Origin of the sequence: Bacillus sp. 41-22 (assembly GCF_025809295.1) — a bacterium.
Classification (GTDB): Bacteria; Bacillota; Bacilli; order Bacillales; family Bacillaceae_G; genus Bacillus_A; species Bacillus_A mycoides.
In genome coordinates, this window is sequence record NZ_CP084035.1 from 90001 (window position 1) to 110386 (window position 20386).

Consider the following 20386-nt stretch of genomic DNA (forward strand, 5'->3'; position numbering starts at 1 on the left):
TCGAAACTTCGTTCTCTCTTGAATGTATCCTGAGTACGGCGGAACACGTGAAATTCCGTCGGAATCTGGGAGGACCATCTCCCAAGGCTAAATACTCCCTAGTGATCGATAGTGAACCAGTACCGTGAGGGAAAGGTGAAAAGCACCCCGGAAGGGGAGTGAAAGAGATCCTGAAACCGTGTGCCTACAAATAGTCAGAGCCCGTTAATGGGTGATGGCGTGCCTTTTGTAGAATGAACCGGCGAGTTACGATCCCGTGCAAGGTTAAGCTGAAGAGGCGGAGCCGCAGCGAAAGCGAGTCTGAATAGGGCGTTTAGTACGTGGTCGTAGACCCGAAACCAGGTGATCTACCCATGTCCAGGGTGAAGTTCAGGTAACACTGAATGGAGGCCCGAACCCACGCACGTTGAAAAGTGCGGGGATGAGGTGTGGGTAGCGGAGAAATTCCAATCGAACCTGGAGATAGCTGGTTCTCCCCGAAATAGCTTTAGGGCTAGCCTTAAGTGTAAGAGTCTTGGAGGTAGAGCACTGATTGAACTAGGGGTCCTCATCGGATTACCGAATTCAGTCAAACTCCGAATGCCAATGACTTATCCTTAGGAGTCAGACTGCGAGTGATAAGATCCGTAGTCAAGAGGGAAACAGCCCAGATCGCCAGCTAAGGTCCCAAAGTGTGTATTAAGTGGAAAAGGATGTGGAGTTGCTTAGACAACTAGGATGTTGGCTCAGAAGCAGCCACCATTTAAAGAGTGCGTAATAGCTCACTAGTCGAGTGACTCTGCGCCGAAAATGTACCGGGGCTAAATACACCACCGAAGCTGCGAATTGATACCAATGGTATCAGTGGTAGGGGAGCGTTCTAAGTGCAGTGAAGTCAGACCGGAAGGACTGGTGGAGCGCTTAGAAGTGAGAATGCCGGTATGAGTAGCGAAAGACGGGTGAGAATCCCGTCCACCGAATGCCTAAGGTTTCCTGAGGAAGGCTCGTCCGCTCAGGGTTAGTCAGGACCTAAGCCGAGGCCGACAGGCGTAGGCGATGGACAACAGGTTGATATTCCTGTACCACCTCTTTATCGTTTGAGCAATGGAGGGACGCAGAAGGATAGAAGAAGCGTGCGATTGGTTGTGCACGTCCAAGCAGTTAGGCTGATAAGTAGGCAAATCCGCTTATCGTGAAGGCTGAGCTGTGATGGGGAAGCTCCTTATGGAGCGAAGTCTTTGATTCCCCGCTGCCAAGAAAAGCTTCTAGCGAGATAAAAGGTGCCTGTACCGCAAACCGACACAGGTAGGCGAGGAGAGAATCCTAAGGTGTGCGAGAGAACTCTGGTTAAGGAACTCGGCAAAATGACCCCGTAACTTCGGGAGAAGGGGTGCTTTCTTAACGGAAAGCCGCAGTGAATAGGCCCAAGCGACTGTTTAGCAAAAACACAGGTCTCTGCGAAGCCGTAAGGCGAAGTATAGGGGCTGACACCTGCCCGGTGCTGGAAGGTTAAGGAGAGGGGTTAGCGTAAGCGAAGCTCTGAACTGAAGCCCCAGTAAACGGCGGCCGTAACTATAACGGTCCTAAGGTAGCGAAATTCCTTGTCGGGTAAGTTCCGACCCGCACGAAAGGTGTAACGATTTGGGCACTGTCTCAACCAGAGACTCGGTGAAATTATAGTACCTGTGAAGATGCAGGTTACCCGCGACAGGACGGAAAGACCCCGTGGAGCTTTACTGTAGCCTGATATTGAATTTTGGTACAGTTTGTACAGGATAGGCGGGAGCCATTGAAACCGGAGCGCTAGCTTCGGTGGAGGCGCTGGTGGGATACCGCCCTGACTGTATTGAAATTCTAACCTACGGGTCTTATCGACCCGGGAGACAGTGTCAGGTGGGCAGTTTGACTGGGGCGGTCGCCTCCTAAAGTGTAACGGAGGCGCCCAAAGGTTCCCTCAGAATGGTTGGAAATCATTCGTAGAGTGCAAAGGCATAAGGGAGCTTGACTGCGAGACCTACAAGTCGAGCAGGGACGAAAGTCGGGCTTAGTGATCCGGTGGTTCCGCATGGAAGGGCCATCGCTCAACGGATAAAAGCTACCCCGGGGATAACAGGCTTATCTCCCCCAAGAGTCCACATCGACGGGGAGGTTTGGCACCTCGATGTCGGCTCATCGCATCCTGGGGCTGTAGTCGGTCCCAAGGGTTGGGCTGTTCGCCCATTAAAGCGGTACGCGAGCTGGGTTCAGAACGTCGTGAGACAGTTCGGTCCCTATCCGTCGTGGGCGCAGGAAATTTGAGAGGAGCTGTCCTTAGTACGAGAGGACCGGGATGGACGCACCGCTGGTGTACCAGTTGTTCTGCCAAGGGCATAGCTGGGTAGCTATGTGCGGAAGGGATAAGTGCTGAAAGCATCTAAGCATGAAGCCCCCCTCAAGATGAGATTTCCCATAGCGTAAGCTAGTAAGATCCCTGAAAGATGATCAGGTTGATAGGTTCGAGGTGGAAGCATGGTGACATGTGGAGCTGACGAATACTAATAGATCGAGGACTTAACCATATAATATGAAGCAAATGTTATCTAGTTTTGAAGGAATATACCTTCATAGTTTGGTGATGATGGCAGAGAGGTCACACCCGTTCCCATACCGAACACGGAAGTTAAGCTCTCTAGCGCCGATGGTAGTTGGGACCTTGTCCCTGTGAGAGTAGGACGTCGCCAAGCAAGATAAAAACACAAGTCTTTTGACTTGTGTTTTTTTGTGTTTCTTTTTACAATTCATAGTAATTTAAAAAATCTTTACTTAAAGAATCGTCCTTTTGATTAAAGACAGGGAAATGTGGCTAGGATAGTGAATAAGCAAAAGAGTTGCAAATTTTTTTAATACGTATATAATTAAAGTCAAAGATAGTCAAAGTCAATAAAGGTGGCGGATAAATGAGAAATATATCTGATATCATTGAGAAATATCTAAAGCAAGTTATTGACTTAAGCAATAATAATGCGATTGAAATCAAGAGGAATGAGGTCGCTGATCGATTCGATTGTGTGCCGTCTCAAATCAACTATGTAATCAATACCCGTTTTACGTTAGAAAGAGGATTTGTAGTAGAAAGTAAACGAGGTGGAGGAGGTTACATTCGCATTATAAAAGTCAAACTGCATGATGATATAGACATTATTGATCAAATGCTTCATATGATTGATCATAGCGTTGCACAAGGAAATGCTGAAAGTATGATTATACGTTTAATAGAAGAAGGAATTATAACAAATCGTGAAGCTAAACTTATGTTAAGCGTACTAGATCGTTCTGTATTATTAATGGATGTTCCTTCTCGAGATGAACTTAGGGCTCGAATATTATGCGCAATGTTAAGAACACTGAAATATAAATAAATATAACTTTTGTTAAGAATGATAGCTAAGATAATGCAGTTTAATATTGTAGGGATTTTGAAAGATGACATGTGCTTTTACTAAATGGATTAAGGAAAGAGAACAATCTAGTAATGTATGAAAAGTATCATGAGATAGATCGTTCCTGTTGTAAAGGTGGGGGATAGCGATGACTTGTCAAAACTGTAATATAAGACCAGCAACTTTACATTATACAAAAGTAATCAACGGAAAAAAGGCGGAAGTTCATCTTTGCGAGCAATGTGCAGAACAAAGTGGCTATACGTCTTTCTTTCAATCACCGCAGTCTAATTTTTCATTCCATGACCTATTAGCCGGATTATTGCATAGTGAACCAGTAATGTTTGAAGAAGGGCAAGATGCATTTTCAAATACAAATATATCAAGATGTCCGAATTGTAAGATGACATATGAACAATTTACAAAAGTGGGACGCTTTGGATGTGCTTCTTGTTACGATACATTTAAGGGGCATTTAAAACCATTGTTAAAACGACTTCACGGTGGGCATACGGATCATTGTGGAAAAATTCCTGAACGTATAGAAGGAAATATCTACTTAAAGAAAGAATTAGATGAACTAAAACTCAATCTGAAACAATATGTACAGAAAGAGGAATTTGAGAAAGCGGCTGAAGTACGAGATAAAATTCGAGGTCTTGTAAATCAGCTTAGTGAGCATAGAGAGGGGGAATAGTTCTATGTCACTGGACAGAATCATGAATGAAGCGATTAGTCCATGGATGAAGGGAGATGGCCCTGATTCTGATATTGTTTTAAGTAGTCGAATTCGTTTGGCTCGTAATTTTAAAAAATATCAATTCTCTACTATGCAAAACGAGGAAGAAGCTAAGCAGATTCATGAGTTATTTAAGAAGAAGTTTATAAAAAAACCTGTAGAACCTTTTGGGGAGTTTGAACTATTAAAAATGAATGAATTAAATCCTCTTCAAAGGAGAGTTTTAGTTGAGAAGCATTTAATTAGTCCAAATCTTGCAGGAACAGAATACGGAGCATGCCTACTATCAGAAAGTGAACATATAAGTATCATGCTTAATGAAGAGGATCATGTTAGGATTCAGTGCCTATTTTCAGGCTTACAGTTATCAGAGGCGCTTCAAAGTGCCAATCAAATAGATAATTGGATCGAGGAGCAGGTTGAATATGCTTTTGATGAATCGCTTGGATATATTACGAGTTGTCCCACTAACGTCGGTACAGGATTAAGGGCTTCGGTAATGATTCATTTGCCGGGACTGGTTTTAACGAAAAGAATTAACCGTATTATACAAGTAATTCAAAAATTAGGGTTAGTAGTAAGAGGAATATACGGTGAAGGTAGCGAAGCGTTAGGTAATATATTTCAAGTGTCAAATCAAATGACACTAGGGAAATCAGAAGAAGATATTATTGCAGATTTAAAGAGTGTCATTCAACAAATCATCCATCAAGAAAAAACGGCTAGAGAATTAATTGTACAAAATTCAAGCATTGAGCTTGAAGATAAGGTATATCGTTCTTACGGAATACTAGCTAACAGTCGTTTAATTCAATCTGCAGAAGCAGCCACTTGCTTATCAGATGTACGGCTTGGTATTGACTTAGGATATATACAAGGTATATCGAGAAATATTTTAACTGAGTTAATGGTTCTTACTCAGCCAGGCATTTTGCAACAATATGCAGGAGGACCTTTAGGACCAGAAGAAAGAGATTATCGAAGAGCAACCTTAATCCGTGAGCGATTACGAATTGAACAAAATTAAGCGCAAGTAGGAGGCGATTTCTATGATGTTTGGAAGATTTACAGAACGAGCACAGAAAGTATTAGCTTTATCTCAAGAGGAAGCAATTCGCATTGGGCATAATAATATTGGAACAGAACATATTTTACTTGGGCTTGTACGCGAAGGTGAAGGAATTGCAGCAAAAGCGTTAATTGCTCTTGGATTAAGTCCAGAGAAAGTTCAAAAAGAGGTAGAAGCATTAATTGGACGTGGAACGGAAGCTTCTCAAACAGTACATTACACACCTCGTGCTAAAAAAGTTATTGAGTTGTCTATGGACGAAGCTCGTAAGCTAGGTCATTCCTACGTTGGAACAGAACATATTTTACTTGGTTTAATCCGTGAAGGTGAAGGTGTAGCAGCACGCGTTTTAAATAATTTAGGTGTAAGCCTAAATAAAGCAAGACAACAAGTGTTACAACTCCTTGGAAGTAATGAAGCTAGTTCAGGTCACCAGGGTGGTTCATCAACAAATGCGAATACACCTACACTTGACAGTCTAGCACGTGATTTAACAGTTGTTGCACGTGAAAATCGTTTAGATCCTGTTATTGGACGTAGTAAAGAAATTCAACGTGTAATTGAAGTGTTAAGCCGTAGAACAAAAAACAATCCAGTATTAATTGGAGAACCTGGTGTAGGTAAGACAGCAATTGCGGAAGGATTAGCACAGCAAATTGTAAATAATGAAGTTCCTGAAACTTTAAGAGATAAGCGTGTTATGACATTAGATATGGGTACAGTTGTTGCTGGAACAAAATATCGTGGTGAATTTGAGGATCGTTTAAAGAAAGTGATGGATGAGATTCGCCAAGCTGGTAACATCATTCTATTTATTGATGAGCTTCATACGTTAATTGGTGCAGGAGGGGCGGAAGGTGCAATTGATGCATCGAATATTTTAAAACCATCTTTAGCACGTGGTGAATTACAATGTATTGGTGCAACAACTTTAGACGAATATCGTAAATATATTGAAAAGGATGCGGCATTAGAAAGACGTTTCCAACCAATTCATGTTGATGAACCAAACTTAGAAGAATCAGTTCAGATTTTAAAAGGTTTACGTGACCGTTATGAGGCGCATCACCGCGTATCTATTACAGATGATGCAATCGATGCGGCTGTAAAACTTTCAGATCGTTACATTACAGACCGTTTTTTACCTGATAAAGCAATCGATTTAATTGATGAGGCTGCATCAAAAGTGCGCTTACGTTCTTATACAACACCGCCAAACTTAAAAGAGCTTGAAGTGAAGCTTGAGGAAATTAGAAAAGAAAAAGATGCAGCTGTACAAAGCCAAGAATTTGAAAAAGCTGCTTCCTTACGTGATATGGAACAACGTTTGCGTGAAAAGTTAGAAGATACAAAGCGTCAGTGGAAAGAGAAACAAGGACAAGAAAACTCAGAAGTAACAGTAGAAGATATTGCAAATGTCGTTTCCACATGGACGCGTATTCCAGTTTCTAAACTTGCACAAACAGAGACAGATAAATTATTAAACTTGGAATCAATTTTACATGATCGTTTAATTGGGCAGGATGAAGCAGTTGTAGCTGTGGCAAAAGCTGTTCGTCGTGCGAGAGCGGGATTAAAAGATCCGAAACGTCCAATTGGCTCATTTATTTTCCTAGGACCTACTGGTGTAGGTAAAACAGAACTAGCAAGGGCATTAGCGGAATCTATGTTCGGTGATGAGGATGCAATGATCCGCATCGATATGTCTGAGTACATGGAAAAGCATTCTACTTCTCGTTTAGTTGGATCTCCTCCAGGATATGTTGGATATGAAGAAGGTGGACAATTAACAGAGAAAGTTCGTCGTAAGCCATATTCAGTTGTCTTATTAGATGAAGTAGAGAAAGCTCATCCTGATGTGTTTAATATTTTACTACAAGTATTAGAAGATGGCCGTTTAACAGATTCTAAAGGACGTACAGTTGATTTCCGTAATACAATTGTTATTATGACGTCTAATGTTGGTGCAGACGCATTAAAACGTAATAAACATCTTGGATTTAACGTACAAGATGAGAGCCGCGATTATTCAGATATGAAAGGTAAAGTAATGGATGAATTGAAAAAAGCATTTCGTCCAGAATTCTTAAACCGTATTGATGAAATTATCGTGTTCCATATGCTTGAGAAAAAACATATTCAAGAAATTGTAACTCTTATGGTGAATCAGTTAGTGAATCGCTTAAAAGAACAAGAGATTGAATTGCATTTAACAGAAGGAGCAATTTCAGCAATTGCTGATAAAGGATTTGATCGAGAGTACGGTGCTCGTCCGCTTCGTAGAGCAATTCAAAAACATGTAGAAGATAGACTATCAGAAGAACTGTTAAAAGGTGCTATTGAGAAAGGACAAAAAGTTATCTTTGATATAGAAGGAGAATCATTTGTCATTCATAGTGCGGAAAAGGTAAAATAAGTATAGACAAACAAAGAGGGCTACGCGATAGCCCTCTTTCTTGTACGAGAAGGATAAACGTTTGTAGATGAAAGTGAAGTGAACTATAAAAGATATGGCTAAAAAGAAAACAAAATTTACATGTCAAGAATGTGGTTATCAGTCGCCAAAATATATGGGGAAATGTCCAGGATGTGGTCAATGGAATACGCTTGTTGAAGAGATGGAACCAGTTGTATCATCAAGACGCCTTAATTATGCCAATGCAATTCAATCAGAAGTAACAAAACCAAGACGCTTAACAGAGGTAGAAACAAAGTCTGAGGCGCGTATTGAAACGAAATTTCAAGAGTTTAACCGTGTACTTGGTGGCGGGATTGTAGATGGATCTTTAGTACTTATTGGTGGAGACCCTGGGATTGGGAAATCAACATTGTTATTACAAATTTCATCGCAATTAGCAGATTCTTTATATGATGTACTATACATATCAGGTGAGGAGTCAGCAAAGCAGATCAAACTTCGTGCAGATCGTTTGCATGTAAAGGGTAGTAATCTATTTGTTGTAGCAGAGACTGATTTACAGAGAATTGCAGCGCACATTGAGGAGATGAATCCAGCTTTTGTTGTTATTGACTCCATCCAGACGATACATTTACCTGAAGTGACGTCAGCCCCAGGGAGTGTAACGCAAGTACGTGAATGTACAGCGGAATTAATGAAACTTGCAAAGACGAAAGGGATTCCTATTTTTATCGTCGGACATGTGACAAAAGAAGGGGCAATTGCAGGACCACGTATGCTAGAACATATGGTTGATGCAGTTCTTTACTTTGAAGGAGATCGTCACCATACATATCGTATTTTGCGAGCTGTGAAGAACCGTTTTGGTTCCACAAATGAAATGGGTATCTTTGAAATGAAGGAACTAGGTCTTGCAGAAGTACTAAATCCTTCTGAAATTTTCCTTGAGGAACGTCCAGTTGGAGTTGCAGGATCCACAGTGGTTGCTTCAATGGAAGGAACAAGGCCGGTTTTAGTAGAAATACAAGCATTAATCTCCCCTACTAGTTTTGGAAATCCTCGAAGAATGGCGACGGGAATTGATCATAACCGCGTTTCACTTATTATGGCAGTGCTAGAAAAAAGAACAGGTTTATTGTTGCAAAATCAAGACGCATATTTAAAAGTTGCGGGTGGCTTGAAATTAGATGAACCAGCAATCGATTTAGCTGTCGCCTTAAGTATTGCTTCAAGTTTCAGAGATAAAGCTACTGCACCAGCCGATGCGGTAATAGGAGAAGTAGGCCTAACTGGAGAAATAAGAAGAGTATCAAGAATTGAACAACGTGTACAAGAAGCAGCGAAATTAGGATTTCAACGTGCTATTATTCCTAGAAAAAATTTGGGAGGATGGACAATTCCAGATGGGATTGAGGTAGTAGGTGTTTCTAATTTAGGAGAAGCGCTTCGTTTGACATTAGGAGGCTAGGCTATGGAGGAAAACAAGCAACGTGTCAAAAGTATGATTAATATTCTACAGCTTGTTGCCCCAGGAACACCACTACGCGAAGGGATAGATAACGTACTTCGTGCGCAAACTGGAGGGCTAATTGTTCTTGGGTATAATGAGCAGATTAAAAGTATTGTTGATGGAGGATTTCACATTAATTGTGCATTCTCGCCGGCTAGTTTATATGAATTAGCAAAAATGGATGGGGCACTTATTTTAAATGAAACTGGGAGCAAAATTTTAATTGCAAATGCACAATTAGTTCCAGATCCATCCATTGATTCTATTGAAACAGGTATGCGTCACCGAACGGCAGAGCGTGTAGCAAAGCAGACGGCTAGCCTTGTTGTGGCTATTTCACAAAGACGTAACGTAATTACACTATATCAAGGGAACTTACGTTATACACTAAAAGATATAGGTGTAATTTTAACAAAGGCAAACCAAGCTATTCAAACGTTAGAAAAATATAAAGCTGTATGGAATGATGGGATTACGAATTTGGGCATTCTAGAATTTGAAGAGGTCGTTACAATGTCCGAGGTAGTTCACGTTTTACATAGTGTTGAAATGGTACTGCGTATTAAAAATGAAATAGTGAGCTACATTCATGAGTTAGGAACGGAAGGAAGATTAATTCGTTTACAACTTACAGAATTACTAGCCGACTTAGAAGCAGAGGCAGCGTTATTAATTAAGGATTATTATCAAGAAAAAACGCAGGATCACCATCAAATTTTGAAAAAGTTACAAGATCTTGCAAATACACAGCTTTTAGAGGATAGCGATTTAGTTAAATTGCTCGGCTATCCAGGGCAAATGAGCTTAGAAGAAAGCGTGACACCGAGGGGATACCGAATCGCAAGCAAAATTTCTCGTGTTCCACCACTTATCATTGAAAATTTAATTAATCGATTTAAAACATTGCAAGGTGTTTGTCGTGCAACTATTAATGAATTGGATGATGTGGAAGGAATTGGGGAAGTTAGGGCGAAGAAAATACGAGAGGGCCTAAAAAGAATTCAAGAGCATCTCTATATGAGTAGACACAATTAAGAATATTACATTGATTCCATAATATAACGACACTAGAACATTTTTGTTATATGATATGGTATATTGGTAAATAAAACTATTTACAAAAAAACACGTCCGCTTTTGCATTCGGCGTTTTGATTAGCAAAACAATGGTTAATAATGAGTAGGAGGTGGTTGGATGTTAAAAAGGATCGTACAGCTCTTCTTTTTAGTGATCGGGGGAGCGTTAGGGATTTTTCTAATCCCAAAAGTTATTAATGTATTGGACGTTGGTGCTGTTCCTTTGCTTGAGGGATCGTACGTTCGTGCAATTATTGGTGCAATTATTTTATTTTTAACAACATTTTGGCTTGTGGATTATATTGTTCAACTTATTAAACATATCGAAGAAGCCCTTGTAAAGGCACCGGTAGCGGATGTTTTATTTGGTACATTAGGGTTGATCTCTGGTCTTATTGTTGCATATTTAATTTTGATACCAATTCGTGAATTTACGATTCCAGTCATTAGTACAGTATTACAAGTGTTCTTTACTCTTTTACTTGGTTATTTAGGATTCCAAGTAGGATTTAAAAAGAGAAATGAATTGCTAGGATTATTTACATTACCCCAGCGTGGAGGTAAGAAGAAAAACAATAGCGAGAACGAAGAGGTAGAGGTAGAAAAATCTACAACTCATTGGAAAATTCTCGATACAAGCGTAATTATTGATGGACGTATTGCGGATATTTGCCAAACGAAGTTTTTAGAAGGAACAATTGTGATTCCACAATTCGTATTAGAAGAGCTTCAGCATATTGCCGATTCTTCTGATGCTTTAAAGCGTAATCGTGGTCGCAGAGGATTAGACATTTTAAATCGTATTCAAAAAGAGCTACCAATTCCGGTGGAAATTTATGAAGGCGATTTTGAGGATATCCAAGAGGTGGATAGCAAGCTTGTAAAGTTAGCTAAAATCACTGGTGGAACTGTTGTAACAAATGATTTCAACTTAAACAAAGTTTCTGAATTACAAGGAGTAACAGTATTAAACATTAACGATTTAGCAAATGCAATTAAACCAGTCGTACTCCCTGGCGAAGAATTAAGTGTTTATGTTGTGAAAGATGGTAAAGAACAAAATCAAGGTGTGGCATATTTAGATGATGGCACGATGATTGTAGTAGAAGACGGTAGAGAATATGTCGGTTCGCAACTTAATGTACTAGTTACAAGTGTGTTGCAAACATCGGCAGGTCGTATGATTTTCGCAAAACGTAAATTATTAGAAAAAGCATTATAAGTAGAGGATTATTAATATGTATACGTTAATTATTCCAGCAGCGGGTCAAGGGAAACGGATGGGTGCTGGCAAAAACAAGTTGTTCTTACTTATAAATGGAGTACCTATCATTGTGCATACATTACGTGCTTTTGAAAAAGATAAAGCATGTAAACGTATTATCATGGCAATTAACGAAGAGGAACGCCCTTATTTTGAGGAGTTAATGCAGAAGTACCCGGTTGAAAAGCAGGTGCAATTTATTCAAGGCGGGGCCGAAAGACAAGATAGTGTGTATAATGCGCTTCAGTATGTGAGTGGTGTTGAATATGTTCTCGTACACGATGGTGCGCGCCCGTTCGTAACGAATAAGATGATGCAAGATGTATTAACTGCAGCAGAGAAATATGGTGCTTCCATTTGTGCGGTGCCAGTGAAGGATACCATTAAGAAAGTAGAACAGGGTGTTGTTGTTGAAACGGTAGAACGTTCTCAGCTTAAAGCGGTTCAAACACCGCAAGGATTTTCTGTTCCTCTTTTATTAGAAGCTCATAGAAGTGCAAAGCAAAGTTGTTTTCTTGGTACAGATGACGCGAGTCTCGTAGAACGTGTAGGGAAGAAAGTAGGCGTAGTAGAGGGGAGTTACTATAATATTAAAGTGACGACTCCAGAGGATTTACTAATTGCTGAAAGTTTCCTTCATGTTCAGAAAAAATAGAAGTGATGGTATTATAGTAAAGAAAAGCTCGGCAGTTGCCGGGCTTTTCTTTATAGAGATAGCAATATAATATAGAATTCATAAAGTAGTTTAGATTGAGGAGGATGTAAAGAATGTTTCGAATTGGACAAGGTTTTGATGTACATGAATTTGCGGAAGGTAGACCGTTAATTATCGGTGGAATTACAATTCCTCATGAAAAAGGATTAATCGGTCACTCGGATGCAGATGTATTGTTACATACGATTGCTGACGCATGTCTAGGAGCAATTGCAGCAGGAGATATTGGAAAACATTTTCCCGATACAGATCCTGCCTTTAAAGATGCGGATTCAGCTGTATTGTTACAAAAGGTTTGGGAATTTGTGCGTGAACAAGGTTATGAGCTAGGGAACCTAGATTGTACAATTATTGCCCAAAAGCCAAAAATGGCACCGCATATTGAAAGCATGCGTAAACGCATTAGTGAACTATTAGAAACGTCTATTGATAATATTAATGTAAAGGCAACAACAACAGAAAAATTAGGATTTACAGGTAGAGAAGAAGGGATTGCTTCTCAAGCGGTTGTTTTATTACAGAAAAAATAGTGGTTTTTAATTCGTAAGATGGATAATCACGTTTTTTTGGTGTACAATTATAGAATGTGTTGACATTAAGATTGGAAGGTGTACCAACTATGGAAAAGCAAGTGAGAGTGCGCTATGCGCCAAGTCCAACAGGACACTTACATATCGGAAATGCGCGTACGGCATTATTTAATTATTTATTTGCTCGTCATCAAGATGGTAAGTTTATTATTCGTATTGAAGATACTGATGTGAAACGTAATGTTGCTGGTGGAGAAGAAAGCCAATTAAAATACTTGAAATGGCTCGGTATGGACTGGGATGAAGGTGTTGATGTTGGTGGTGAATTTGGACCATATCGTCAAACAGAGCGTTTAGATATTTATAAAAAATTATATAAAGATTTATTAGAGCGTGATTTAGCTTACAAATGTTATATGACAGAAGAAGAGCTAGAAGCAGAGCGTGAAGGTCAAATCGCTCGTGGTGAAACACCGCGTTATGCAGGAAACCACCGTGATTTAACTGAGGAGCAAATTAAAGGATTTGAGGCTGAAGGCCGTATTCCAAGTATTCGCTTCCGTGTGCCGGCTGATAGCGACTACACGTTTAAAGATCTCGTAAAAGATGAAGTTGCATTCCATTCAAATGATTTTGGTGATTTCGTTATCGTGAAAAAAGATGGAATTCCAACTTATAACTTTGCGGTAGCGGTAGATGATCACTTAATGGAGATTACACACGTACTTCGTGGTGATGATCATATTTCAAACACGCCAAAACAAATGATGATTTATGAAGCTTTCGGTTGGGATATCCCGAAGTTCGGTCATATGACTTTAATTGTAAACGAAAGCCGTAAAAAGCTAAGTAAGCGTGACGAATCTATTATTCAATTTATTGAGCAATATAAAGAGCTTGGATATCTTCCAGAAGCAATCTTTAACTTTATTGCATTACTAGGTTGGTCACCAGTAGGTGAAGAAGAAGTCTTCTCTCAAGATGAGTTTATCAAAATGTTTGATGCAGCTCGTTTATCAAAATCACCTGCATTATTTGATTCCCAAAAACTAAAATGGATGAACAACCAATATATGAAAAAACAAGATTTAGATACGGTTGTTGAACTAAGCTTACCGCATTTAGTGAAGGCGGGTCGCGTAGGTGAAAACTTAAGCGAACAAGAACAAGCGTGGGTTCGTGATGTAATTGCTTTATATCATGACCAAATGAGCTTTGGAGCTGAAATTGTAGAGCTTTCTGAAATGTTCTTTAAAGATCATGTTGATCATGAAGAAGAGGGACAAGAAGTATTGAAAGGTGAACAAGTACCTGAAGTACTTCGTGCATTTGCCGATCAATTAGAAGCTTTAGAAGCAATGGAGCCAGCGGCAGTTAAGGCGGCTATTAAAGCAGTTCAAAAAGAAACAGGACATAAAGGTAAAAACCTATTTATGCCAATCCGTGTTGCTACTACTGGACAAACACATGGTCCAGAGCTTCCTAACGCTATTGCTCTTCTTGGAAAAGAAAAAGTTTTAAATCGTATTCAAAAAGTAATTGGTTAACATTTTCTAGGTTTAGCAATATAATAAGTATATCTAAAATCTAATAAGGAAAAGCGACGAGAAGGAGAAGTAGAAAATCAGGCTTTTTACAGAGAGAACCACCCTTAGGCTGGAAGTGGTTTATAAGCGGATTTTTGAAATGCCCCTTCGAGTCTTCTGTTGAACAGCGAAGTATTTCGCGGAACGTCTTAGGGCGCAAAGTAAACAGAAGCGGTGTAAACCGTTATCATGGATGAGTTTGAGGCTTCTTTAGCCTAAACAGAGTGGAACCGCGCTTAAAAGGCGTCTCTGTCTATATGACAGAGGCGTCTTTTTTTTATACCATGTAAATGGTGTGAGTATAAGTTTTATCCCCTTGTATAAAGATTTAGGGGGAAGTGGGGAGTTAGTTCACTCGAAAAAAGCAGCCCATAAAGGGGAGGGAACATCGATGTTTAAGAGGCTTCGGGAAGATATTGAAGTCGTTTTTGAACAGGATCCAGCGGCAAGAAGTTATTTCGAAGTCATTTTAACTTACTCTGGATTACATGCAGTTTGGGCCCATCGAATTGCACATGCTTTTTATAAAAGGGATTTTTTCTTTATGGCACGTTGGATTTCGCAAGTTAGTCGTTTTTTTACTGGCATTGAGATTCATCCAGGAGCAACTATTGGTCGTCGTTTTTTCATTGATCATGGAATGGGGGTTGTAATTGGAGAAACGTGTGAAATTGGCGAAAACGTAACAATTTATCAAGGTGTCACATTAGGTGGTACAGGTAAAGAAAAAGGAAAGAGGCACCCTACAATTCAGGATAATGTATTAATTGCAACAGGTGCTAAAGTACTAGGATCTATTACTATTGGAGAGAATTCTAAAATTGGAGCAGGATCTGTCGTGTTAAAGGAAGTTCCTGCGCATTCTACAGTTGTAGGTATACCTGGCCGAGTCGTTATTCAAAATGGAGTAAAGATTGGTCAAGAATTAAATCATTCTGATCTTCCGGATCCGATTTTTGATAAATTAAAGGTTATGGAAGTAGAACTTGATAAATTGAGAAAGCAACTCGAAGTAAAGGTAGGAAGGAAGGATAAAAATGACTATTCACATTTATAATACGTTAACGCGTCAAAAAGAAGAGTTTATGCCATTAGAAGAAAATAAGGTAAAGATGTATGTGTGCGGACCTACAGTGTATAACTACATTCACATTGGGAATGCAAGACCACCTATGGTGTTTGATACAGTACGCCGTTACTTAGAATATAAAGGATATGATGTGCAGTATGTATCTAACTTTACTGACGTGGATGATAAATTAATTAAGGCGGCAAACGAATTAGGTGAAGATGTGCCAACAATTGCAGATCGTTTTGTTGAAGCTTACTTTGAAGATGTAACGGCACTAGGTTGCAAACATGCAACGGTTCATCCACGTGTAACGGAAAATATGGATATCATTATTGAATTTATTCAAGAACTTGTGAATAAAGGGTATGCATATGAATCAGAAGGTGATGTGTACTTTAAAACGAAAGAATTCGAAGGTTACGGTAAATTATCACATCAACCGATTGCAGACTTACGTCACGGTGCACGTATTGAAGTAGGAGAAAAGAAACAAGACCCTCTTGATTTTGCTTTATGGAAAGCTGCGAAAGAAGGGGAAATCTTCTGGGAAAGCCCTTGGGGGAAAGGACGCCCAGGGTGGCATATTGAATGCTCAGCAATGGCGCGTAAATATTTAGGGGATACAATTGATATTCATGCTGGTGGTCAAGATTTAGCGTTTCCTCATCATGAAAATGAAATTGCGCAGTCTGAGGCGTTGACAGGAAAAACATTTGCACGTTATTGGATGCATAACGGATATATTAATATTAATAACGAGAAGATGTCTAAGTCGCTTGGAAACTTCATTTTAGTTCACGATATCATTAAACAATATGATCCACAGTTAATCAGGTTCTTTATGCTATCGGTACATTACCGTCACCCAATTAACTTTAGCGAGGATTTATTGCAAAGTACTAATAATGGACTAGAAAGAATTAAAACAGCTTACGGTAACTTAAAGCATCGTATGGAAAGTAGTACGGATTTAACGGACCATAATGAAAAATGGTTAGCTGAAATGGAAAAGTTCCAGGTTGCATTCGAAGAAGCGATGGATGATGATTTCAATACGGCTAATGCGATTACTGAATTATATAACGTAGCAAATCACGCAAATCAATATTTGTTAGAAGAACATACTTCTAAAGTTGTAATTGAAGCGTATGTAAAACAACTTGAAACATTATTTAGTATTTTAGGATTAGAATTAGCGCAAGAAGAGTTGCTTGATGAAGAAATTGAAGCACTAATCCAAAAGCGTATTGAAGCTCGTCAAAATCGTGACTTCGCACTATCTGATCAAATTCGCGATGATTTAAAAGGACGTAATATTATTTTAGAAGATACCGCTCAAGGTACAAGATGGAAAAGAGGATAAGAATGATTGATGCAAAGCAATTAAACAGCTTAGCTTTAGCATATATGGGTGATGCGGTATATGAGCAATATATCCGCTATCACCTCCTTCAAAAGGGGAAAGTTCGCCCTAATCAATTACATCGCTTAGGGACGAGCTTTGTTTCGGCAAAAGCACAGGCGAAAGTTGTTTATCATTTATTAGAAACGGCATTTTTGACAGAAGAGGAAGAGGCGGTATTAAGAAGAGGGCGTAATGCGAATTCGGGTACTGTTCCAAAAAATACAGATGTACAAACATATCGACACAGTACAGCCTTTGAAGCGCTAATCGGTTATCATCACTTGTTGAATAATCGTGAAAGATTGGACGAGATTGTATATAAGGCGATTGACGTTTTGGAAGAAAAGGAAGGGAGCACATCATCATGAGTAGTGAATATATTATCGGACGTAACCCTGTAATTGAAGCTTTAAGAGCGGGGCGAGATATTAATAAAATTTTGGTAGCGGAAGGTGCTGCCAAAGGACAAGTGCAAATTGTACTAGCATTAGCAAAAGAGAATAAGGTTATCTTGCAACACGCACCAAAGAAGAAATTAGATCAATTGGTTGAGGGTAATCATCAAGGTGTAATTGCTCAAGTAGCTGCATATCAATATGCTGAGTTAGAGGATTTGTTTAAATTAGCAGAAAAACGCAATGAAGATCCGTTCTTCTTAATTTTAGATGAAATTGAAGACCCACATAACTTAGGCTCTATTATGCGTACTGCGGATGCAACAGGGGCTCATGGGGTTATTATTCCAAAAAGAAGAGCGGTGGGGCTTACAGCGTCAGTTGCGAAAGCGTCGACTGGGGCAATTGAATATATTCCTGTTGCACGTGTAACAAACTTATCGCGTACAATTGATGAATTAAAAGAACGTGGACTTTGGATTGCTGGTACAGATGCCAAAGGGAAAACAGATTATCGTAATTTAGATGGTAATATGCCAATCGGACTAGTAATTGGTAGTGAAGGAAAAGGTATGAGTCGTATTATTGGTGAAAAGTGTGATTTCCTAATTACTTTACCGATGGTCGGTAAAGTTACATCCTTAAATGCTTCAGTAGCCGCAAGTTTGTTAATGTATGAGGTATATCGTAAACGTCACGAAATTGGTAAATAAAAAATGAACGATATTTTAATCGTTGACGGTTACAACATTATCGGGGCTTGGGGAGACTTGAAGAAACTGCGGGATGTAGATTTACAGTCATCAAGAGACGCACTTATTGATAAGATGGCGGATTATCAAGGCTATACAGGCACAAAGGTAATGATTGTCTTTGATGCCTATACAGTCTATGGTATTGAAAAAAAGATGAAACAATCACGGGTGGAAGTAATATTCACGAGAAAAAATCAAACTGCAGATGAAAAGATAGAACAACTTGCGATTGAGCTTAGAAATGTAAATACACAAATATACGTTGCAACTTCGGATTATACGGAGCAATGGATTATATTTGCGCAAGGTGCACTTCGAAAATCTGCGCGTGAATTAGAGTTAGAAGTGCAAGCGATGGAACAACAAGTAAGAAGGTGTACAAAAGACACGAAAGAAAAGCAACCCGCCATGCGAAAGATATTTAGTGAAGATATTACAGAAAAATTAGAAAAATTAAGAAGAGGAGAGCGTTGAAGCATTGACGCTCTTTATCTTTTTACTGTATAATATTGCTAAATATATAGCGGTCGGAGGGATCAGGGTGGAAGCAGGCTTCGTAAGTGTAGGCGACGTTACATTTCGTGATTTAGAGGATGAGGCAATCGTTGAGTTAGTTCGAAAAGGTAATACTGACGCTCTAGAATATTTAATTCACAAATATAAGAACTTTGTTCGCGCGAAATCAAGATCTTATTTCTTAGTGGGTGCCGATCGAGAAGATATTGTTCAAGAAGGCATGATTGGATTGTTTAAAGCTATTCGTGATTATAAAGGGGACAAGCTGTCTTCGTTCAAAGCATTTGCTGAACTGTGTATCACTCGACAAATTATTACCGCTATTAAAACAGCAACAAGGCAAAAACATATTCCGTTAAATTCGTATGTGTCTTTAGACAAGCCAATTTACGATGAGGAATCTGATCGAACATTATTAGATGTTATTTCGGAATCGAAAGTAACTGATCCAGAAGAGATGATTATAAGTCAGGAAGAATATACAGACATAGAATCTAAAATATCTGAATTATTAAGCGATTTAGAAAGAAAAGTGCTCTCTTTATACTTAGATGGTCGTTCCTATCAAGAAATTTCAGAACAGTTAAACAGGCACGTGAAATCTATTGATAACGCATTGCAGCGTGTAAAAAGGAAATTAGAAAGATATATGGAGATGAGAGAGAGCACAACTTTAAATTCATAGCAAGTGCCGCAGGTGTAAAATAATTCACCTGTTTTCTTTTTGTTAAGAGAGTGAAAGTCATGACATTGACATTGTCTTTTGTTGTATGATACATTTTTAGGGACAATGTTACAAGGTTGGTGTAACTAATGAGGAAAAAAGTTGTACTCTCATGTGAAGAGTGTAAAAATCGAAACTACTCTACGATGAAAGATACGAGCTCAGTAGAGCGACTTGAGATAAAGAAGTTTTGTAAAACATGCAATAAGCATACAGTTCACAAAGAAACAAAATAAATAATTGAAATAATAAACTGGAGGTCCCGTAGATGCGTTTAACGAACTTTTTCGGCGATGTAGGTCGCGAAATGAAAAAAGTAAGTTGGCCTAAAAAAGATGAATTACTCCGATCAACAACGACTGTTATCGCGACAGTTGTGTTCTTTGCGATTTTCTTCGCAGTGGTTGATATGGGCATTTCTTCTTTAATTCGGTTAATTCTTGGTTAATTCTTGAATAAGAAGCACTTATCCATGATATAATGTTATTTATAAGAACTGTGTAAAAGCCCGGTGAACGGGTTTTTTCATTTGCGCAAAAAAATGTACGTCAGGGAGGGAAGGACGCTCGTCCTAAATGAATGGAAAAAAGTTGGTATGTTGTCCATACTTATTCTGGATATGAAAATAAAGTAAAAGCAAACCTAGAGAAACGTGTAGAATCAATGGGTATGCAAGATAAAATTTTCCGTGTTGTTGTCCCGGAAGAAGTAGAAGTAGAAATGAAAAATGGTAAAGAAAAAATAACGAAAAGAAAAGTGTTCCCAGGTTACGTATTAGTAGAACTAATCATGACTGACGATTCTTGGTATGTTGTTCGTAATACGCCAGGTGTAACAGGCTTTGTCGGTTCTTCTGGTTCAGGATCTAAACCATCGCCTCTATTAGAAGAGGAAGTTGTTACCATCATGAAGCATATGGGAATGGACAATGAAGTGGTTGATTTCGAATTTGAACTTCATGAAACAGTGCGTGTAAATGAGGGGCCATTCGCGGATTATACAGGTGCGATTGAAGAAATTGATGTGGAAAAGAAAAAAGTTAGCGTGCTTGTAGACATGTTCGGTCGCGAGACTCCGGTTGAACTTGATTTCCATCAAATTGAAAAATTATAAAATGAAACTTGAAATGAATTGTAAAAAGTGATAATATCTTTTAAGTCAGTACGTCTTCGGTAACGGAGACGTTTTTTGAAAAAGATTTTATCATAATGA

Annotated in this window: 19 protein-coding genes, 2 rRNA genes and 1 other annotated feature (1 of these 22 cut by a window edge); all 21 genes read left to right on the forward strand. The window is 39.1% G+C overall.

The genetic code is table 11. The features are described from left to right. Positions 1–2537, forward strand: a 23S ribosomal RNA gene (locus tag LCF45_RS00500) (it extends 385 nt beyond the left edge of the window). A 49-nt stretch (positions 2538–2586) separates the two neighbouring features. Then, positions 2587–2702, forward strand: a 5S ribosomal RNA gene (gene rrf, locus LCF45_RS00505). A 213-nt stretch (positions 2703–2915) separates the two neighbouring features. Next, positions 2916–3377 carry a transcriptional regulator CtsR gene (gene ctsR, locus LCF45_RS00510; RefSeq protein ID WP_002029353.1) on the forward strand — a complete coding sequence of 154 codons (462 nt, stop codon included), beginning with the start codon at positions 2916–2918 and terminating at the stop codon, positions 3375–3377. Between the two features lie 169 nt (positions 3378–3546). After that, positions 3547–4095, forward strand: coding sequence for a protein-arginine kinase activator protein McsA (locus LCF45_RS00515; RefSeq protein WP_002169333.1), 549 nt, complete (start codon positions 3547–3549; stop codon positions 4093–4095). 4 nt (positions 4096–4099) lie between these two features. Then, positions 4100–5164, forward strand: a complete 1065-nt coding sequence (locus LCF45_RS00520; RefSeq protein WP_002169332.1) for a protein-arginine kinase McsB — start codon at positions 4100–4102, stop codon at positions 5162–5164. A 22-nt stretch (positions 5165–5186) separates the two neighbouring features. Continuing rightward, the gene (gene clpC / locus LCF45_RS00525; protein ID WP_002063405.1) at positions 5187–7622 is read left to right on the forward strand and encodes an ATP-dependent protease ATP-binding subunit ClpC; all 2436 of its coding nucleotides are present in this window, start codon (positions 5187–5189) and stop codon (positions 7620–7622) included. 94 nt (positions 7623–7716) lie between these two features. Continuing rightward, positions 7717–9093, forward strand: a complete 1377-nt coding sequence (radA, locus tag LCF45_RS00530) for a DNA repair protein RadA (protein WP_002169331.1) — start codon at positions 7717–7719, stop codon at positions 9091–9093. A gap of 3 nt (positions 9094–9096) precedes the next feature. Beyond that, positions 9097–10170, forward strand: coding sequence for a DNA integrity scanning diadenylate cyclase DisA (disA, locus tag LCF45_RS00535; RefSeq protein WP_000392162.1), 1074 nt, complete (start codon positions 9097–9099; stop codon positions 10168–10170). A gap of 160 nt (positions 10171–10330) precedes the next feature. After that, positions 10331–11434, forward strand: coding sequence for a PIN/TRAM domain-containing protein (locus tag LCF45_RS00540; protein WP_002063406.1), 1104 nt, complete (start codon positions 10331–10333; stop codon positions 11432–11434). Between the two features lie 16 nt (positions 11435–11450). Beyond that, the gene (gene ispD / locus LCF45_RS00545) at positions 11451–12131 is read left to right on the forward strand and encodes a 2-C-methyl-D-erythritol 4-phosphate cytidylyltransferase (RefSeq protein ID WP_002009811.1); all 681 of its coding nucleotides are present in this window, start codon (positions 11451–11453) and stop codon (positions 12129–12131) included. 113 nt (positions 12132–12244) lie between these two features. Beyond that, complete coding sequence (ispF, locus tag LCF45_RS00550; RefSeq protein ID WP_000488386.1) at positions 12245–12721, forward strand: 2-C-methyl-D-erythritol 2,4-cyclodiphosphate synthase; 477 nt, start codon at positions 12245–12247, stop codon at positions 12719–12721. 89 nt (positions 12722–12810) lie between these two features. After that, a complete protein-coding gene (gene gltX, locus LCF45_RS00555) occupies positions 12811–14268 on the forward strand; it encodes a glutamate--tRNA ligase (RefSeq protein ID WP_002091496.1) in 1458 nt (485 codons plus the stop codon). Positions 14269–14315: 47 nt separating this feature from the next. Then, positions 14316–14561: a binding site (T-box leader), on the forward strand. 137 nt (positions 14562–14698) lie between these two features. Further along, positions 14699–15364 (forward strand): serine O-acetyltransferase, encoded by a 666-nt coding sequence (gene cysE / locus LCF45_RS00560; RefSeq protein WP_002169329.1) that lies wholly within the window; start codon positions 14699–14701, stop codon positions 15362–15364. Next, positions 15345–16742, forward strand: coding sequence for a cysteine--tRNA ligase (gene cysS, locus LCF45_RS00565; RefSeq protein WP_002091500.1), 1398 nt, complete (start codon positions 15345–15347; stop codon positions 16740–16742). Before cysE ends, cysS begins: the two co-directional genes overlap by 20 nt. A 2-nt stretch (positions 16743–16744) precedes the next feature. Beyond that, entirely contained in the window at positions 16745–17152 is a 408-nt protein-coding gene (locus LCF45_RS00570) for a Mini-ribonuclease 3 (RefSeq protein ID WP_002063411.1), read from the forward strand. Next, complete coding sequence (gene rlmB / locus LCF45_RS00575; RefSeq protein WP_002091503.1) at positions 17149–17892, forward strand: 23S rRNA (guanosine(2251)-2'-O)-methyltransferase RlmB; 744 nt, start codon at positions 17149–17151, stop codon at positions 17890–17892. The genes LCF45_RS00570 and rlmB overlap by 4 nt, the downstream gene beginning before the upstream one ends. A gap of 3 nt (positions 17893–17895) precedes the next feature. Then, positions 17896–18408 carry an NYN domain-containing protein gene (locus LCF45_RS00580; protein WP_002169327.1) on the forward strand — a complete coding sequence of 171 codons (513 nt, stop codon included), beginning with the start codon at positions 17896–17898 and terminating at the stop codon, positions 18406–18408. Positions 18409–18475: 67 nt separating this feature from the next. Next, the gene (locus tag LCF45_RS00585) at positions 18476–19135 is read left to right on the forward strand and encodes an RNA polymerase factor sigma-70 (protein WP_002009799.1); all 660 of its coding nucleotides are present in this window, start codon (positions 18476–18478) and stop codon (positions 19133–19135) included. Between the two features lie 128 nt (positions 19136–19263). After that, positions 19264–19410 (forward strand): 50S ribosomal protein L33, encoded by a 147-nt coding sequence (rpmG, locus tag LCF45_RS00590; RefSeq protein WP_012260172.1) that lies wholly within the window; start codon positions 19264–19266, stop codon positions 19408–19410. A gap of 32 nt (positions 19411–19442) precedes the next feature. Beyond that, positions 19443–19622, forward strand: a complete 180-nt coding sequence (gene secE, locus LCF45_RS00595) for a preprotein translocase subunit SecE (protein WP_002009797.1) — start codon at positions 19443–19445, stop codon at positions 19620–19622. A 131-nt stretch (positions 19623–19753) separates the two neighbouring features. Beyond that, complete coding sequence (nusG, locus tag LCF45_RS00600) at positions 19754–20287, forward strand: transcription termination/antitermination protein NusG (RefSeq protein ID WP_002009795.1); 534 nt, start codon at positions 19754–19756, stop codon at positions 20285–20287. Positions 20288–20386 lie beyond the last annotated feature (99 nt).

Bases quoted from the DNA above. Each gene is read 5' to 3' on its own strand.
- ctsR (WP_002029353.1), top strand. From the start codon at position 2,916: ATGAGAAATATATCTGATATCATTGAGAAATATCTAAAGCAAGTTATT.
- LCF45_RS00515 (WP_002169333.1), top strand. From the start codon at position 3,547: ATGACTTGTCAAAACTGTAATATAAGACCAGCAACTTTACATTATACA.
- LCF45_RS00520 (WP_002169332.1), top strand. From the start codon at position 4,100: ATGTCACTGGACAGAATCATGAATGAAGCGATTAGTCCATGGATGAAG.
- clpC (WP_002063405.1), top strand. From the start codon at position 5,187: ATGATGTTTGGAAGATTTACAGAACGAGCACAGAAAGTATTAGCTTTA.
- radA (WP_002169331.1), top strand. From the start codon at position 7,717: ATGGCTAAAAAGAAAACAAAATTTACATGTCAAGAATGTGGTTATCAG.
- disA (WP_000392162.1), top strand. From the start codon at position 9,097: ATGGAGGAAAACAAGCAACGTGTCAAAAGTATGATTAATATTCTACAG.
- LCF45_RS00540 (WP_002063406.1), top strand. From the start codon at position 10,331: ATGTTAAAAAGGATCGTACAGCTCTTCTTTTTAGTGATCGGGGGAGCG.
- ispD (WP_002009811.1), top strand. From the start codon at position 11,451: ATGTATACGTTAATTATTCCAGCAGCGGGTCAAGGGAAACGGATGGGT.
- ispF (WP_000488386.1), top strand. From the start codon at position 12,245: ATGTTTCGAATTGGACAAGGTTTTGATGTACATGAATTTGCGGAAGGT.
- gltX (WP_002091496.1), top strand. From the start codon at position 12,811: ATGGAAAAGCAAGTGAGAGTGCGCTATGCGCCAAGTCCAACAGGACAC.
- cysE (WP_002169329.1), top strand. From the start codon at position 14,699: ATGTTTAAGAGGCTTCGGGAAGATATTGAAGTCGTTTTTGAACAGGAT.
- cysS (WP_002091500.1), top strand. From the start codon at position 15,345: ATGACTATTCACATTTATAATACGTTAACGCGTCAAAAAGAAGAGTTT.
- LCF45_RS00570 (WP_002063411.1), top strand. From the start codon at position 16,745: ATGATTGATGCAAAGCAATTAAACAGCTTAGCTTTAGCATATATGGGT.
- rlmB (WP_002091503.1), top strand. From the start codon at position 17,149: ATGAGTAGTGAATATATTATCGGACGTAACCCTGTAATTGAAGCTTTA.
- LCF45_RS00580 (WP_002169327.1), top strand. From the start codon at position 17,896: ATGAACGATATTTTAATCGTTGACGGTTACAACATTATCGGGGCTTGG.
- rpmG (WP_012260172.1), top strand. From the start codon at position 19,264: ATGAGGAAAAAAGTTGTACTCTCATGTGAAGAGTGTAAAAATCGAAAC.
- secE (WP_002009797.1), top strand. From the start codon at position 19,443: ATGCGTTTAACGAACTTTTTCGGCGATGTAGGTCGCGAAATGAAAAAA.
- nusG (WP_002009795.1), top strand. From the start codon at position 19,754: ATGGAAAAAAGTTGGTATGTTGTCCATACTTATTCTGGATATGAAAAT.